The sequence below is a fragment of the Longimicrobium sp. genome, assembly GCF_036399255.1.
In the GTDB taxonomy this organism is placed as follows: Bacteria; Gemmatimonadota; Gemmatimonadetes; order Longimicrobiales; family Longimicrobiaceae; genus Longimicrobium.
In genome coordinates this window covers 41,339-58,123 of record NZ_DASWNM010000067.1, presented here as the reverse complement: position 1 = coordinate 58,123, position 16,785 = coordinate 41,339, and the positions used below count along the sequence as shown (strand labels likewise).

Genomic DNA, 16,785 nt, shown 5'->3' with positions numbered 1-16,785 from the left:
ACGCTTCACCCGATCCTCCGAAGTGTAATGCCGATCCTGTCTTCCGCGCTGCGCGGAGTTGCCCGCACGCCGGTTCTGCTCATCGCGCTGCTGCTGTGCGCGCTGGTTCCCGGCGCCGCGCGGGCGCAGGACCACGCGCATCATCCACATGCGCGGGCGGCGGTGAAGGAGGGGACGCACCCCACGCCGCGGGCGGGGATCTCGGGGGCGCGGGTGCTGCCGGCAGATTCCGTGACGGAGCGGGGGCGCGAGGTGTACACGATGGCCGCGCAGATCCCCGGCCTGCTGGACGGGCTGTACTGCCACTGCGACTGCCACGCGCGCGACGAGCTGCGGTCGCTGCTGGAGTGCTTCGAGAACCGGATGGCCAGCACCTGCGGCATCTGCCTGGGCGAGGCGCGCAAGGCGTACGAGATGCACAAAGCCGGCAAGTCGCTGGCCGAGATCCGCGACGCCATCGACGAGGCGTACGGCGGCTAGCCGATCAGCGGGATCTGGTGAAACGGGAGGGGCGGCGGAGACGAATCTCCGCCGCCCGTTCGCGTTGTCCCGCGGATCAGCGCGCGGCGTCTTTCCCGGACGCGGCCGGGGCCGGGTGCAGCGCCGCGGGCTCGGCGGGCTTCCCGGCGGGGCGGGGGAGCCGGGCGGGATCGTAGAGCAGCTCGGGGAACTCGAAGAGAAGCACGCCTTCGTCCGTCACCGTGGAGGTGATCCACCGGCTGTGCTCCATGGAGCGCAGCGTGGCGAGCGTGGCGTCCTCCGCCCATCCCAGCGGCCTGGCGACCTGCGCGGCGGTCAGGCGCCCGCCCTGCGCGAGCGCCAGCCGCAGCACCGCGATCTCGTGCTCGGCGGCCACGGCGCGGTCCATCCGCTCCATCTCCTTGCGCACACCCCACAGCAGCGACCATCCCACCACCGCGGACCACAGGCCGACGTAGGCCGCAAAGGGCCAGTCGCTGTGCTGGTTCACCAGCGGGATGATCGCCAGCGACGCGACGGCGAGCAGAACGCACGCGGCCACCGCCTTGATGACGCGGAGAACCGCCGCCAGCGGGCTCGTGACAGGATCCATGATCGATCAGCGAACGCGCGCGCGCCGGCCGGGGTCGTAGATCAGCTCGGGAAAGTCGTACACCATGATCCCGTCATCGGTGGTGGTGGTGGTGACGCGCACGCCGTCTTCCAGCGCGCGCAGCACGCCCTGCGCGGTCCTGAGCGTCCAGCCGAGCTTCGCGGCGACCTCCGTCACGGTCAACCGGCCGTCCTCCGCCTCCGCCAGCTTCAGCACGGCCAGCTGCCGCTGGACCCTTGCCGCCTCCGCGTTCTTTCGTGCGCCGCGCTTCACCAGCCACCGGATCGCCAGCCCCACGCCGCCCGACGCAATCCCGAAGAACGCCAGCCACCCGGCTTCGGAGCGCCCATTCAGCGAGGCGAGCCCGAAGAGGAACGCGATGAAGAACAGGATGCCGGCGACGGTTCGCAGGAGCGCTGCGTGGACGGGTGTCATCAAGAGGCGGATTACGGGGATGCGGCCGCGGCGGAAGCAAGTTGGTCGGAGCATGCGGTCCGCGCCAGAGGATCGTAGCGGGCGGCCTCAGGGCAGGCGCGTGCGGCGGCCGGGGTCGTGGATGAGCTCGGGAAAATCGTACAGCATGATCCCGTCGTCCGTGATGGTGGTGGTCACACGCTTTCCGTCTTCCAGCGACCGCATGGTCTCCTGCGCCACGTCCAGCGTCCAGCCCAGCCGGGCGGCGACCTCCGTCACCGTCAGCTGGCCGTCCTCCGCTTCGGCCAGCTTGAGGACCGCCAGCTGGCGGTGGACCTTTTCCGCCCCCTCGTTCTCCTCCGCGTCGCGCCGGGTCCCGCGCAGGATCGCCCACCCCACGCCGCCGAACACCAGGGCCGAGAACAGCCACATCCCGGCGTCGTATCCTCCGCCCATCCAGGCGAGCGTGAACAGAAAGGCAAAGAAGAAGAGGGTGTACGCGAATGCCTTTCGCATCGTGGCGCGCGGCTTTGCCATGAGATGATCCGGGTCGGAGACGCCGACGAACGACGGAGAAGTTGATCGCATTCCGTGAAAGACGCCAGAAGAATGTTTCTGGAGCCGGCCCCGTGCGCGTGAAGTTGAAGCCCCGCCGGGCGAGCTCCGCGAGCGCAGGGCGGGGCTTATGGCCTTTCCAGCCGCGGGCTTCAGCCCGTGGCGGCCCGGCGGCGTGAGGATGTTGCCCATACCGATGCCGCGGCCGCCGGAATGTGGCACGATTCCGGATTGGGCACGTGCCGCCCGCCGCGGAGCGAATGATGCCCGTTGCGATTCCAATCCCTAACGTGCCGTCCGCCCGCTGAGCGAATGAATTCGCCGCTGGAAGATCGCAAAGTCCGCCTTCGCGGACTCGGCGGCCCGGCCATCAGGGCGTCCCAAGCACCTGCCCGTCCGCAACCGGCGATCCCCTGCATTCAGATCCGTCGGCACTCCGCTCACACCGCTCATCCAGGCAGATGAAAGCCGCACCCTTGCCCCCGCATCCGACGTGCTTTATCTTTCCAGCCGGATGAACGGATAAATGAGCGCCTCCGCCCCCGCGATCTTCGACCGCATGTCGGCCCTGGCCGACGCGACCCGCAGCCGGCTGCTGCTTCTGCTGGAGCGGCACGAGCTGACGGTGGGCGAGCTGTGCCAGGTGCTGCAGCTTCCGCAATCCACCGTAAGCCGCCACCTGAAGCTGCTGGGCGACGAGGGGTGGGTGAGCGCGCGGGCCGAGGGCACCAGCCGCCGCTACCGGATGCCCGCCGACCGCATGGACGCCGGCGCGCGGCAGCTCTGGCAGCTGGTGCGCACCGAGGTGGCGGCGCTGCCGGGGACGGCGCAGGACGCCGAGCGGCTGCGGACGGTGCTGGCGCAGCGCTCCACGCGGTCCCGCGAGTTCTTCAGCAGCGCCGCGGGCGAGTGGGACCGGCTTCGCGCCGAGCTGTTTGGCCGCCGCGCGGACCTGGTCGGCCTGCTGGGGCTGATGGACGAAGCGTGGACCGTGGGCGACCTGGGGTGCGGCACGGGGCAGATCGCGCAGTCGCTGGCCCCGTTCGTCCGCCGCGTGATCGCCGTCGACAGCTCGCCGGCCATGCTGGAGGCGGCCCGCGCGCGGCTGGAGGGGTGCGACAACGTGGAGACGCGCGAGGGCGAGCTGGAAGCGCTCCCCATCGCCGACGGCGAGCTGGACGCGGCGGTGGCGTTCCTGGTGCTGCACTACGTGGCCGAGCCGGGCGAGGCGCTGGCCCAGGCCGCGCGGGCGCTGCGCCCCGGCGGTCGGCTGCTGATCGTCGACATGATGCCGCACGACCGCGAGGAGTACCGCCAGGCCATGGGCCACGTGTGGCAGGGCTTCGAGGCCGCGCGGATGGAGGGGTGGATGGCGGAGGCCGGGCTGGGCGCGTTTCGCTACGTCCCCCTGCCCCCTGACCCCGCCGCCAAGGGCCCCGGCCTGTTCGCCGCCAGCGCGCGGCGGATGTAGCGGAAGGCGGAGGCCCTCACCCGCGGCCTGAGAGCCGCACCCTCTCCCGCAACCGGGAGAGGGGATAAAGGGCACCGGACGCGGTGCGCTGCGGCGGGTGTGGCGCGGGATGGTGGGCGGCCCCCCACCCCAGCCCTCCCCCGCAAACTGCGCGGGGGAGGGTGACGCGAGACAACGCGTCTGGAGCGATCGAATTCTCCCCTCTCCGCGAGGAACGAGCGGGGAGGGGCCGGGGGAGGGGCCCACCTCCGAGGCGCGCACGGTCCGCCGGTTTGCGCACCGCATGCGGCCAGTCCGCGAAGGCGGACTTCGTGTGCTCGTTGCAGCGAATTCATTCGCCCGTACCGTGCCTGTCCACGGGCCGTGTTCGATCGACCGAGAGTCCACACGCGCCGGCGCCGGCGCCGGTGCCGGCTATTCCCTATTCCCTGTTCCCTATTCCCTGGAGTCGACATGTCCGCAGTCGCCGAGCTGACCCACCCGTTCGCCGCCGCCGCCGAGGCGGGCCGCGAGCCCTTCAAGGTGCGCGACCTTTCCCTGGCCGAGTTCGGCCGCAAGGAGATCCGCCTTGCCGAGCACGAGATGCCCGGCCTGATGGCCCTTCGTGACGAGTACAAGGGCCGGTATCCCCTTGCCGGCGCCAAGATCATGGGCTCGCTGCACATGACCGTGCAGACCGCCGTGCTCATCGAGACGCTGGTGGAGCTGGGCGCCGACGTGCGCTGGGTTTCGTGCAACATCTTCAGCACGCAGGACCACGCCGCCGCCGCCGTGGCCGTGGGCAAGCACGGCACCGTGGACGATCCGCAGGGCGTGCCGGTGTTCGCCTGGAAGGGCGAGACGCTGGAGGAGTACTGGTGGTGCACCGAGCAGGCGCTCATCTGGCCCGACGGCAGCGGCCCCAACCTGCTGCTGGACGACGGCGGCGACGCCACCCTGCTGGTGCACAAGGGCGTGGAGTACGAGAAGACGGGCGTCATCCCCGCCTTCGACGCCGAGAACGACGCCGAGGAGTGGGGGATCATCCTCGACACCCTGCGCAGCACCATCGCCCAGGCGCCGGGCCGCTGGACGCGCATCGCCGCCGACATCCGCGGCGTGAGCGAAGAGACGACGACCGGCGTGCACCGCCTGTACGAGATGATGAACGCCGGGACGCTGCTGTTCCCCGCGATCAACGTCAACGACAGCGTTACCAAGAGCAAGTTCGACAACCTGTACGGCTGCCGCCACTCCCTTACCGACGGCATCCTGCGCGCGAGCGACGTGATGCTGGCCGGCAAGGTGGCCGTCATCTGCGGCTACGGCGACGTGGGCAAGGGGTGCGCGCAGGCGCTCAAGGGCCAGGGCGCGCGCATCATCATCACCGAGATCGACCCCATCTGCGCCCTGCAGGCCGCGATGGAAGGGTACCAGGTGACCACGCTGGACGAGGTGGTGTCGACGGCGGACATCTTCATCACCGCCACCGGCAACAAGGACATCATCACCACCGACCACATGGCCCGGATGAAGGACAAGGCCATCGTGGGCAACATCGGCCACTTCGACAACGAGATCGACATGGCCGGTCTCAAGAAGCAGGGGATCGAGCGGATCAACATCAAGCCGCAGTACGACGAGTTCGTGTTCCCCGACGGCCACAGCGTGATGGTCCTGGCCGAGGGGCGCCTGCTGAACCTGGGCTGCGCCACGGGCCACCCGTCGTTCGTGATGTCGGCCTCGTTCACCAACCAGGTGATGGCCCAGATCGAGCTGCACACCAACAACGAGCAGTACGAGCGCAAGGTGTACGTGCTCCCCAAGAAGCTGGACGAGAAGGTGGCGCGCCTGCACCTGGACAAGCTGGGCGTCAAGCTCACCCAGCTGTCGCCCAAGCAGGCCGAGTACATCGGCGTGCCGGTGGAAGGCCCCTACAAGCCCGACCACTACCGGTACTAGTCGATACGGCGGTACGAGGGTACGAACGGAGGCGCGGGGATTGTCCCCGCGCCTCCGTGCGTTTCATCCCGAATCCAGTAAAACAACACCTTTTGGGGTACAGAGGAACAGAGTCAGACAGAGGAATCACGATGATGTTTCAGCTCGCTTTCTCTGTCTGACTCTGTTCCTCTGTACGATCATTCTTTTTCAGGATCCGGCTCAGCGGAGGTGGGCTTCGAAGAACCGCATGGTGTCTTCGAGCAGGTATTCGGCGTACGAGCGCTCGAGGTTGTGGCCCTGGCCGGGGAGCATGAGCATCTCGAAGTGGCGGTTGGCGCGGATCAGCGCGTCGGCCATGCGCATGGTGGCGGAGAGCGGGGCACTGACGTCGCTGGTGCCGTGGGCAATCCGCAGCGCGCCGCGCAGGTTGGCGGCCAGCGGCTCGTTCTCGGCCCGCGCGTACACCGTGGAGTCGGCGCCCGGAAGCCCCAGGTTGGGCTCGTTGATCACCGCTTCCTCCCAGGGCGAGCCGGGCGCGAACGCGTACCCGGCGCGGTAGAACTCGGGGGCGGTGAGCATTGCCCGCAGCGCGTAGTACCCGCCCCACGAGGCGCCGTAGATCCCCACCCGGCCCAGGTCCATCCAGGGGCGGGTCGCGGCCGCCTGGCGGATGGCGGCGGCCTGGTCGCGGATCTCCGTGGCGCCGATCCGCCCGTACGTCGCGTCGTGGAACGCCTTGCCCCGCCCCGGCGTGCCCCGCGCGTCGACCATCACCACCACGTAGCCCAGCTGCGCCATCGCGTTGGCCTCGTCATCCATCCCGCTTCCCGGGGTACAGAAGCACCCCGCGTATCCCCAGGGGACCACCGCCAGGAACGGCCCTCCGTAGATGAAGTTGATCACCGGGTAGCGCCGCGACGGGTCGAAGTCGTAGGGCTTGAAGACGACGCCGTGGATGCGGGTCGCCCCATCGTCCGCCAGGGCCGTGAACCCTTCCGGCGGCCGGTACCCGGTCCGGAGCAGCGCGCCCGCGTCCGCCTGCAGGTAGGTGAAGCGGCGTTCCCCGCCGGCCGCGGCCAGCTCGGACGCGGGCGCGCGCTCGCGGGAGGAATGCACGTCGGCGAACCAGGCGCCCGTGGGGGAGACGCTGGCGCCGTGGACACCCGGCGCTTCCGTCAGCCGCCGGGCCGCCCCGCCGGCCAGCGGCGCGCGGTACAGGTGCCGGTCGTAGGGCGAATCGCCGTCCTCGGAAGCCACGAAGAACACCTCCCGCGGCGTGGCGCGCGGCACCTCGTGCACCACCAGCCGTCCGCGGGTCACCTGCCGCACGAGCCGGCCATCCCACCCGTAGAGATAGAGGTTGCGCCAGCCGTCGCGCTCGGACGCCCAGAGAAAGCCGTCCGGAAGCGGCGTGAGCTGGCTGCGCCAGCCGGCGTCGTCGAAGTTCAGGTCCGCGACGAAGGTCGCGCGGTTCTCCTCCCGCAGCACCGTCCGCATCGCCCCGGTCGCGGGGCTGAACGCCCTCAGCTCCAGCACCTTGCCGTCGCGCGAGCGGTGGAGGAGGAGCGCCTCGCTCCCGTCCGGCCGCCACCCTACCGCGTTGGAGTACCCCTCCTCCAGCGCGGGAAGCTGCCTCACCTCTCCGGTGGCCGCCTCCACCAGGTACGCCTCGGTGCGGGCGAGCGGCATTCCCACCTTGCTGTAGGGCGCGGTCGTGACGGACTCGACGGGCGTGCGGTAGTCGACGATGGGGATGCGGTGCACGCCGCGCTGGTCCACGCGCAGCGCCAGGAGGAACCGGGAGTCGGGCGACCAGGCCTGCTCCGGAAGCATCCACTCGTAGTCCTTTTCCCCCGCGCGCTCGGCGATCGTCCCCTCCGGCCCGGAGACGACCCATCCTCCCCCCCGCGCGAACGCCACCCGCCGCCGATCGGGCGAAAGCCTGCCGAGCCTCAGGGCCATCACCGCCGGATCCGTGGAGTCGGCCGCGGCCACGCGGCGGTCGGCGAAGCCCAGCGAGAAGGGGCGCCCGCCCAGCCGGAAGTACACCCCCTCCTGGTCCGGCCGCAGCGCGAAGTTGATCCCCCCGCCCGGGCCGGGGAGCTCGATCTCACGCCCCAGCAGGCTCACCAGCTGCGCCCGGAGGTCGGCGCCCGGCAGCACCGGGTCCTGGGTGCGCGCGCGTGCGTCCACGATGACGAAGGTCCCCGCGTGGGGTCCGGAGGTGGACCAGCGGACGATGCGTGCTCCGTCGCGGAACCACTCGGGAGCGCCCAGCTCGCCCGGGGAGACGGCGTAGCCGGTGCGGGGGCGCTGCATGCCGCCATCCTGGATGAAGCGCCAGGGCGCGGCCACGGCCTGGGCGTACGCGAGCCGCGCCTCGAACCCCGCTCCGGGGGGCGGAGGCTCCACGGGAGCGGGAGAGGACGCCGGCTGCTGCGCCCAGGACCGGGTGCTCGCCGCCAGCAGCAGCGCGAGAAGAGCCTTCGCCCCTGGGCGGATCGTGGAGAGGAGTCGCATGGGGTCACCGGGTGCAAGAGGGAGGAGAGCGGATCGCGCGGCTACATCACCGGGCCGGCGCGCGTGATTCCGCTGCGCAGGATCTCCGTGACGACGGCAAGGCCGCGCTCCAGCTTTTCGCGGGACGGGGGCGCGGCCAGTGAAAGGCGGACCGCGTTGGGGACGTTTCCGGGACGCGCGGCGAACAGGTGCGCCGGGCCGATGAGCACGCCGCGCGAAGCGGCTTCGGCCACCACCTCCAGCGCCGGCAGGTGGTCGGGAAGGGGAAGCCAGGCGAAGTACGCCCCCTCCCGCGGCTGGTAGCCGTGCGGCCGGAGCACCTGCGCCGCCCGCGCCTCCCGCGCCCGCGCCTCCGCCAGGCGCCAGGCGAGGATCGATTCGGCCGTGCCCTGCTCGATCCACCGGGTCGCGACCTCGGCCATCAGCGGCGACACGGACCAGACCGTCGCGGCCACCCCGACGTCGAGCGGCGCGCAGACGGAGGGCGGGGTATGGACGTAGCCGATCCGGAGCGCCGGGACGGTAGCCTTGGAAAGGGTGCTGACGTAGCAGGTCCGCTCGGGCGCGAGCGCCGCCAGCGGAGGAGGCGCGCCGGGCACCAGCGGGGCCAGCGCGCCGTTCTCGATGATGGTGATGCCGTACTCGCGGCAGACCGCCGCAATGGCGTCGCGGCGGGCGAGCGGAGTTACCGTGGCCGTGGGGTTGTGGTGCGTGGGCGTGCAGTACAGGACGCGGGCGCCGGTCTCGTGCGCCGCCCGCGCGAGCGCCTCCGGCACCAGCCCTTGCGCGTCGAGGGAGACCGGGTGGACGGGGATGCGCAGCCATCGCGCCGCCGCGATCAATCCGGGGTAGGTGAGCTCCTCCACCAGCACCCCCTCCGGCCCGGCCAGCTGCGCAAGGAGGAGCGCGGTGCCGTGCTGTGCACCGCCGCAGAGCGTGACCTCCTCCGCGGGTACGTCCACGCCGTGGAGCGCGAGCCATCGCGCGCCGGCGCTGCGCTGGGGCAGGGTCCCGCCGGCGTGCTGGTACCCGCTGAGCGCGACCAGGTCGGCGCGCGATCCCAGGTCGGCGAGCGCGGCGCCCAGGGCACGGTGCCCGGGGTCGCCGGGATGCATGGGGACCGCGGTGGGGCCCAGGTCGATGCGGTCCCGGTCCACCATGGGCGAGTACGAGTCCAGGTCCGTAAGGTCGCGGACAAAGGTTCCGCGCCCCACCTGGCCCTCCACCAGGCCGCGCCGCTCCGCCTCGTCGTACGCCCGCGTCACGGTGCCGAGCGAAGCGCCGACCCGGCGCGCCAGCTCCCGCTGCGTCGGCAGCCGCTCGCCGGGCGAGAGCGCACCCGTGCTGATCGCGTTCGCCAGCTCGTCTACGATCGCCAGGTAGAGCGGCCCCTCACCGGCGGTCAGGACGGGGCTCCAGGGTGCGTGGCTCATGGGATGCAGGGATCACGACGTTTGTATCGATAGGCTTTCACAATTGTACTATGACAATTGTAGGTGCGCAAGTGAGTGCCTCTTCGCTGCACGCGGAAGGCGCAGTCCCTCGTTTGCGACCCCGTGAGACGATGCCTGGCGTAGCTACGGATAGCGGCGTAAATGGTTGTCATGATTTCACTTGAATGGCACGTTGGTTGCTCCTGCGCGGCGGCCCGCGCTCCGGGCGGCGGAGCGCTCCGGAAGCTCTATCTCCATGCAGGAGGCCATCATGCCGACCCGCCGTGCCTTCGCCCATGCGGTCCTCGCGGCCGCCCTGCTCGCGGCCTGCGACGACCGCGGCATCACCGACCCACAGATCGCCGCGCCGGTGCAGGAGCCCGGTGCCGGCCCGCGTTTTTCGGGGAGCGTGGCGCCGGACCCCGAGCCGCGGCTGTACGCCAACGGCTCACGCTCGCTGGGCTGGGCGCCGCGGCGCTCGTTTACCACGGCCGAGCGGGTGAACGCGGACTCCATCAAGGCGTACCTGCGCATCGACGACGACGAGTGGCCGATGTACAACGCGTTCTACGACGGCGTGGTCGACGACTCGCTCAAGGCGTGGGCGCTGGACACGCGGCTGAACCTGAACCCCAACTTCGTCGCGGCGCTGCTGGTGATCGAAAGCGGCCTGAACCCGCACACCTTCGAGCCCGGCGGGTTCACCTACGGCTACGCGCAGATGGGGCCCACCTCCGACCAGGGTCTCATCGAGCACATCGACAACCACCCTGCCTTCCAGTGGATGAAGCGGCAGGTGCACCCCGACTCCGCCGCCATCAACGGGTACTCCCGCTCCCCGGCCGCGCCCACGGACTCGGCGGGGCTGGCGCAGTGGTACTTCAGCGACCCGCTCAAGACCACGCGGGCCATGGTGTACCACCTGAAGCACCTGGAAAACCTGTGGAAGGGCACCCACAAGGTGCCGTGGGGCAACGGCAACCACTCGTGGTGGCGCGACTCGGGAAGCCGGAACGCGGCGTACCCGGCGGACACGTCGTACGCGGCGCTGGCGGCGCGCATCTACGGCCGCGCGCCCACCGACGGCGAGATGTTCGACCTGGTGGCCGCCAGCTACAACCGCGGCTACCCGTGGGTCGAGAAGCAGCTCATCCAGTACGGCAGCGGCTGGGCGCAGCGCCTGCGGACCCTGGCCACCACCGGCCCCTGCCTCTCGCCGCCCGAGGAGCGCGACGATGTGGCCAAGGAGCGCGAAGCCGCCTGCTACCTGGACCGCGCGCGCCACTACACCATCCTTTTCCAGAACGCCGTCGTCTCCGTCAGCAGCGGCCACGAGGTGCTGGACAACTTCGACCAGGACGCCACGCTGCGCTGGAGCACCTACCAGGGGACCGGCTCCACCCTTACGCGCTCCGTGCCCGCCGCGTCCCAGGCGTACCTGGGCACCGCCGTGGACGAAGGGCTGGGGCTGCAGGTGAACTACTCCATCGGCTCCGGAAGCTACGGCGGGGTGGGGCGCTGGTACTCCGCGGCGCAGAACTGGAAGACGCGCACGGGGATCGGCGCCACGGAGGGGATCGGCTTCTGGTACTACGGCAACGGCCGCGACCTGAACGGCGGGGCGGGCGTGGTGGTGAAGGTGGAGCTGCAGGACAACGCCAGCACCGATCCGGCGCTGCAGGGGATCGATACCGCGGAGCGCTGGGTGTACAACTTCCGCGACAACTTCGTGGGGTGGCGCTACATCGACGTGCCGTGGAGCGCGTTCGCGCGCGGAAGCTGGCAGCCGCACGCGGCCACGCCCAACGACGGGCTCACGCTGACCTCGGTGTGGGGGATCAGCATCTCCCCCCAGACCAGCACCCGCTGGTTCCGCCTGGACCAGTTCCGGCTCACGCAGGACCGGCCCTGGACGACGTGAGGGACCCGCACGCGGGCACATCGGCGTGAGGCGTGGAACGGCGCGGGATGATCTCTCGCGCCGTTCCCCCATCCTTTCATCTTCATACCGGGTCCCCAGAAGAACCGCGAAAGTACAGAGGGACAGAGAACAGCCAGAGGAGCAGAGGAAGATTGGTTGTCCTCTGTTCCTCTGGCTTTTGTCTGTTCCTCTGTACCCCCGCTTTTTGTGGAAAAGCCCGCGCTGACGGGAGCGCCGCGGAAACGCGAAGGGGCAGCCCGCGATGCAGGCTGCCCCTCCTCGTGCGTCACCCGGCGAACGGGATCAGTCGCGGTCCCACCACACCCGGTGGTTCAGCGACGCCCCGCCCTGCCGGGTCACGGCGGCCGTGAGGTTGGCGCCGTTCAGCGACTGCTCGCTGACGGGGTAGGGAAGCCGCACCGGGATGCGCCGCTCGTTCAGCGCGTCGCGGCCGGGCGTGAGCGCCGGGCCGTCCAGGCGGCGCCACTCGGCAAAGGCCTCGGGGCCGTTGCCGTACAGCGCGATCCACTTCTGCAGCGCAATGCTCTGCAGCCCCGCGTACTGCACCCGCGGCTGCGCCAGGTACGCGTTGATGGAGTCGGCCGCGATGTCGTTGAACGCGTCGCCGCCGATGTTGAACTGCGTCATGTGCGCCCGGATGGCCGCCCGGTACAGCGCCGCCGGGTCGCCGGTGATCCAGCCGCGCTCCGCCGCCTCGGCCTGCAGGAACAGCACCTCGGCGTAGGTCATCACGTACGACGGCGCGTCGGCCCGCGCAAACCACTCGCCGATGCGCGAGATGGAGTTGAGCGGCTGGTCGCGCGTGTCGCCCGGCAGCTCGCCCCGGTAGGTGCCCGCGCTGGTGGGCTTGGCGTAAAAGCGCAGCCGCGGGTCGTTCAGGCGCGACAGCGAGTCCACCATGGTGCTGCTGATGGCGTGGTCGATGCGCGGGATGTTCTCGTACTCGTAGATGGGGTGCCCGTTGGTGCCGTTGGCCAGGTACCACAGCACCGCGCTGTGCGCGTTGCTGGTGAACACCCCGTCCGCCAGCGCGTCGGCGAACTCGGCCGCCGCCGCGGCGGGCGACGCGTCCGAAAGGCGCATGGCCATCCGCAGCCGCAGCGAGTTGGCGAAGCGGCGCCACTTCTCCGGGTCGCCCCCGTACAGGATGTCGGCCGCGCCCATCCGCGCCCCCGTGGGGGTGAGCAGCGCCGCCGCGTCGCGCAGCTCCTGCTGCATGCCGGCGTAGATGGCCTGCTGCGGGTCGTACACCACGGCGTTGCCGGCGCCGGGCTGGCGAATGCGCAGCGCCTCGGAGTAGCCCACGTCGCCCCACAGGTCCGTCACCACCTGGAAGGTCCAGGCGCGCATGATCATCCCCATGGCCTGCACGTTGGGGCGGTTCTCGGCGCGCCCCTTCTCGACCACCTCGGTAAGGTCCTGCAGCGGCCCCGCATAAAAGCCCGTCCAGTGCGTCTGCGAGTTGCCGTCGCTGATCTCGTAGCGGTCCTGCTCGCTGAACCGGCTTTCGGCGTAGTGCTGCACGAACAGGCCGGTCAGGTCCATGTTCAGCGCCTCGCCCGTGGTGCGGCCCACCGCCGCCTCGACGGCGTTGGTGAACAGGTACTCGGCCGCGGCCACCTCGGGCTGGTTGGGGTTCTGGTTCAGCTCCGTAAGGCCGCTCTCGCACGCGGCGGCCCCCGACGCCAGCGCGGCGACCAGCGCCGCGCGGCCAACAATGCGAAGATGGTTCATCGGGTTGTCCTCCTCAGGGCGTTACGGAAATGTTGAACCCGATGCTTCGCGCCGAGGGCAGCTGCCCGTACTCGAAGCCCTGCACGTTGCTGGCGTTGAACGCGGTTTCGGGGTCGATGTGGGGAACGTCCGTCCACAGCCTGAGGTTGCGGCCCACCAGCGCCACGCTCAGCCCGCTGACGCCCATGCGGCGGGTGAACCCGGCGGGAACGTCGTAGCCCAGGCGCACCTCGCGCAGCTTCACGAAGGTGGCGTCGTACACCCACTGCTCGCTGATGTTGGTAAGGCTCTTGTGGTACGCCTGCGCCGTCACCCGGATGTCGTTGGGCACCGTGTCGCCGGCCACCACCTTCACCCCCTCCACGATCATCCCGCCGCCGTCGGCCAGGGCGTGCGCCGTCTCGCGCCCCTGCAGCGTCTCGTACAGCACGCCCGAGCGGCGGCCGTACACGTTGGTCAGCGAAAAGATGTTGCCGCCGAAGCGCCCGTCCAGCGACGCGCTCAGCGAGGCGCCGCGGTACGAAAGGCGGCTGCTCAGCCCGCCCGTCCAGTCGGGGTCGTACTTGCCCAGCCGCTCGATGGGGCCGTTGGCCAGCGGCAGGCCGCTGGTGGCGCTCACCACGATGCGCCCCTGGCTGTCGCGCACGTACTTGCGGCCGTACATCACGCCGTACGGGTCGCCCGGCCGCGCCTGCACGCTCACCGTGTAGTACGAGCCGATGGTCAGCGAGTTCAGCCCCTCGTACAGCTCGTCGACGTTGCTGCGGTTGCGGGTGTAGTTGGCGTTCACCTCCCACTCCAGCCCGTTGGCCAGCCGCAGGGGGGTGGTCGTCAGCAGCAGCTCCACGCCGCGGTTGCTGATCTGCCCCGCGTTCAGCATGCGCTCGGTCACGCCCGTCAGGGGTGTCACCTGCACCGGGACGATCTGGTTGCGGGTCACCTTGTCGTAGTAGGTGACCTCAAGCCCCAGCCGGTCCTCGGGCCCGCGCAGCTCCGCGCCCACCTCCCACGAGCGCGTGCGCTCGGGCTTCAGGAAGGGGTTGCGCAGCCGGTTGCTGCCGGTGAGGCGCGGGTTGTTGTTGAAGAACTCGTCCGTGACGTACGGGTCGATCAGGTTGTACGGATCGGTGTCGTTGCCCACCTCCGACCACGCCGCCCGCAGCTTGCCGTACGTAAGGAACGGCACGTCGGCCAGCTGGGTGAAGATCAGGTTGCCCGCGACCGACGGGTAGAAGTACGAGCGGTTCCCCGCCGGCAGGGTCGACGACCAGTCGTTGCGGCCGGTGGCCTCGATGAACAGGGTCTCGCGCCATCCCACCTGGGCCGAGCCGTACAGGCTGTTCACCCGCTGGCGGCTGCGGCGGTCGGAGAGGGTGGGGTCCACCGCCCGGTTGTCCATGTTGAACAGCCCCGGCACCACCAGCGAGTCCACGAACACGCCCTTCACCCGGCCGGTGTTGTCGCGGCGGTTGCCGCCGAAGTTGGCCCCGAAGTCGAAGTCGCCGCGGGCCGGCAGGTTGGCCGTGAACAGGAAGTCGCTGTTGGTCTCCTGCTCGAAGATCGTCGTCTCCCCGTACGCGCCCGACCCGCTGCGGCCAATGGTGCCCGCCTGGTAGGTGCGAACGCGGTTTTCCTCGTACCAGTCGCTGCCGGAGCGCACCTGGCCCGTCAGCCACGGGGTGAACTCGTAGCGCAGGCTGGCGCTGCCGATCACCCGGTCGCGGGTGTCGCCGTTGCCGTTGACCAGCGTGGTCCAGTACGGGTTGTTGTTCCAGGCGTTGTTCCAGTTGAACTGCGACCCGTCCTCGTTGCGGAGGCGGCTGCGCAGGACGTTGGTGTCCACCTGGCGGCCGAACCACATGAACTGCCACATCACGTTGTCTTCGCCGTACCCCTGGGCGGGGCGGTTCTCGGCGTCGCTGTTGATGTACTGCACCGACGCGTCGGCGTTCAGCCGCCGCCCCAGCCGGCTGGAGCCGTTGAGCCCCGCCGTGGTGCGCCGCAGCCCGAAGCCGGGGATCATCCCCTCCTGGTCCAGGTGCGCCAGCGACAGCCGCACGTTCATCCCGTCGCGGCTTCCGGCGAACGACGCGCTGGTGTTGGCCGTGCGCCCCGTCTCGAAGAAGTTGCGCACGTTGTCGGGGTGCGAGACCCACGGCGCCGGCTGGCCGTTGCTGTTGAACTGGGGGATCATGAGCCCCGCGTCCAGCCGCGGGCCCCAGCTCTCGTCCGTGTCGTCGAACGTCCCCTCGCCCCGGCCGTCCACGTACGAGTACTGGCCGTTGAAGCCCTGCCCGTACTTGTTCTGGTAGCGGGGCAGGCGCAGCGGCGTCTCGAAGGTCACCAGGCTGCTGGCGCTTACGCTGGCTTCCTGGCCGCGCCCGCTCTTGGTGGTGATGATGATGGCGCCGTTGGCCGCGCGCGAGCCGTACAGCGCCGCCGCGTTGGGCCCCTTGAGCACCGTGATGGACTCGATGTCGTTGGGGTTCAGGTCCTGGATGATGTTGCCGTAGTCGATGGCGTTGTAGCCCGTGCACCCGGCGCAGGTCCCCGGGTTGTATCCCGGCGCCGAGTTGCTGACCGGCACGCCGTCCAGCACGAACAGCGGCTGGTTGTTGCTGGTGAGCGAGTTGGCGCCGCGAATGACGATGCGCGAGCTGCCGCCCGGCACGTTGCTGTTGGTGATGGTGACGCCCGACACCTTGCCCGAAAGCGCCGTCACCAGGTTGGTCTCGCCGCCCTGGGCCAGCGCCGGGCCGCTCACCTCCTGCACCGAGGTGCTGATCTCGCGGCGCTCGCGGGTAATGCCCAGCGCCGTCACCACCAGCTCGTCCAGCATCACCCCGGCCGCGCCCAGCGAAAAGTTCGCCGTGGCCGTGCCGCCGGCCTGCACCGACACCTGCTCCTGCTGCGTGGTGTAGCCCAGCCGCTGCGCCCGCACGGTGCGGGTGCCGGCGGGTACGTTCCGCAGCTCGTACCGGCCGTCCGCGCCGGTCACGTCGCCCAGCGTGGTGCCGTCGACGCTCACCCGCACGCCCGCCAGCGGGCTCCGGTTCTGGGCATCGCTCACCGTGCCCTGGATGGTTCCCGACCCCTGCGCCGCCGCGGGCCGTGCGGCCGCGGTGAGCAGGGCCAGGAACGCGAGCAGCCAACCGAGTTTGCGCATCGCGTGCTCCTTGGGATGGGTTCGGGCCGGGACGACGAACGGCGGACGGTGGTCGCCGGACGGATGGGCGCCAAAGGCTTGCAGAGGGTTCTGCGCCCCGGTCCCGTGCCTACGGGGTGCCGCGCGGAACGGCTCGGACGTGTTCAGCAGGACAAAGAGAAGACGAAGGTGCCGCACCGCGCGGAAAAAAACTTGGAGTGGGCGCAGTTTACAGCGCTCCCGCGGCCCCGGCAAGAGCGATCGTCGCAATCCCCGCCCGCCGCTCGTCCCGCCTTGCCGCCGCGCCCGATATACCGAATTCTTTCCCCCGCGGCCCGGCGTGGGCGCCGTCCCGCTTTCTGCCGCGAGAGGAGGTGCGGAAGCAAACAATCTCCACCTCGAGGGAACCTCATACCGCATCCCGCGGTCCATTGCGCACTTGGACTTCTACCGCCGCCTCCGGGGAAAACAACACCTCGATGGGTACAGAGGAACAGAGTCAGACAGAGGAGCGAGGATGATCTTTCAGCTCGCTTCCTCTGTCTGACTCTGTTCCTCTGTACGATCATTCTTTTT

11 protein-coding genes are annotated in these 16,785 nt (G+C 70.2%); 4 read left to right on the top strand and 7 right to left on the bottom strand.

What is annotated here, in order from left to right; genetic code table 11:
- The first annotated feature begins 27 nt into the window (after positions 1–27).
- Positions 28–480 (top strand): PCYCGC motif-containing (lipo)protein, encoded by a 453-nt coding sequence (locus VGC13_RS10245; RefSeq protein ID WP_331125153.1) that lies wholly within the window; start codon positions 28–30, stop codon positions 478–480.
- Positions 481–556: 76 nt separating this feature from the next.
- Here the strand turns inward: VGC13_RS10245 and VGC13_RS10240 are convergent, their stop codons facing one another.
- The 3 genes from VGC13_RS10240 to VGC13_RS10230 form a co-directional block, all read right to left on the bottom strand.
- Positions 557–1,072, bottom strand: coding sequence for a hypothetical protein (locus tag VGC13_RS10240; RefSeq protein WP_331125152.1), 516 nt, complete (start codon positions 1,070–1,072; stop codon positions 557–559).
- Positions 1,073–1,078: 6 nt separating this feature from the next.
- Positions 1,079–1,510 carry a hypothetical protein gene (locus tag VGC13_RS10235; RefSeq protein ID WP_331125151.1) on the bottom strand — a complete coding sequence of 144 codons (432 nt, stop codon included), beginning with the start codon at positions 1,508–1,510 and terminating at the stop codon, positions 1,079–1,081.
- A gap of 84 nt (positions 1,511–1,594) precedes the next feature.
- Positions 1,595–2,002, bottom strand: coding sequence for a hypothetical protein (locus tag VGC13_RS10230; protein ID WP_331125150.1), 408 nt, complete (start codon positions 2,000–2,002; stop codon positions 1,595–1,597).
- A 565-nt stretch (positions 2,003–2,567) separates the two neighbouring features.
- On the opposite strand from VGC13_RS10230, the gene VGC13_RS10225 reads away from it, so the two are divergent.
- Together VGC13_RS10225 and ahcY are read left to right on the top strand one after the other, a co-directional pair.
- Positions 2,568–3,512: a metalloregulator ArsR/SmtB family transcription factor gene (locus VGC13_RS10225; RefSeq protein ID WP_331125149.1), complete on the top strand. Its 945-nt coding sequence runs from the start codon at positions 2,568–2,570 to the stop codon at positions 3,510–3,512.
- Positions 3,513–3,965: 453 nt separating this feature from the next.
- The gene (gene ahcY / locus VGC13_RS10220) at positions 3,966–5,453 is read left to right on the top strand and encodes an adenosylhomocysteinase (protein ID WP_331125148.1); all 1,488 of its coding nucleotides are present in this window, start codon (positions 3,966–3,968) and stop codon (positions 5,451–5,453) included.
- Between the two features lie 201 nt (positions 5,454–5,654).
- On the opposite strand, the gene VGC13_RS10215 is transcribed toward ahcY, so the two are convergent.
- A complete protein-coding gene (locus VGC13_RS10215) occupies positions 5,655–7,955 on the bottom strand; it encodes a S9 family peptidase (protein ID WP_331125147.1) in 2,301 nt (766 codons plus the stop codon).
- A 41-nt stretch (positions 7,956–7,996) separates the two neighbouring features.
- Complete coding sequence (locus VGC13_RS10210; protein WP_331125146.1) at positions 7,997–9,388, bottom strand: PLP-dependent aminotransferase family protein; 1,392 nt, start codon at positions 9,386–9,388, stop codon at positions 7,997–7,999.
- Between the two features lie 271 nt (positions 9,389–9,659).
- Between VGC13_RS10210 and VGC13_RS10205 the strand changes: the two genes are divergently transcribed.
- Entirely contained in the window at positions 9,660–11,309 is a 1,650-nt protein-coding gene (locus VGC13_RS10205) for a carbohydrate binding domain-containing protein (RefSeq protein ID WP_331125145.1), read from the top strand.
- 303 nt (positions 11,310–11,612) lie between these two features.
- Here the strand turns inward: VGC13_RS10205 and VGC13_RS10200 are convergent, their stop codons facing one another.
- The gene (locus VGC13_RS10200; protein ID WP_331125144.1) at positions 11,613–13,064 is read right to left on the bottom strand and encodes a SusD/RagB family nutrient-binding outer membrane lipoprotein; all 1,452 of its coding nucleotides are present in this window, start codon (positions 13,062–13,064) and stop codon (positions 11,613–11,615) included.
- Positions 13,065–13,077: 13 nt separating this feature from the next.
- Positions 13,078–16,230 (bottom strand): SusC/RagA family TonB-linked outer membrane protein, encoded by a 3,153-nt coding sequence (locus VGC13_RS10195; protein ID WP_331125143.1) that lies wholly within the window; start codon positions 16,228–16,230, stop codon positions 13,078–13,080.
- Between the last annotated feature and the right edge of the window lie 555 nt (positions 16,231–16,785).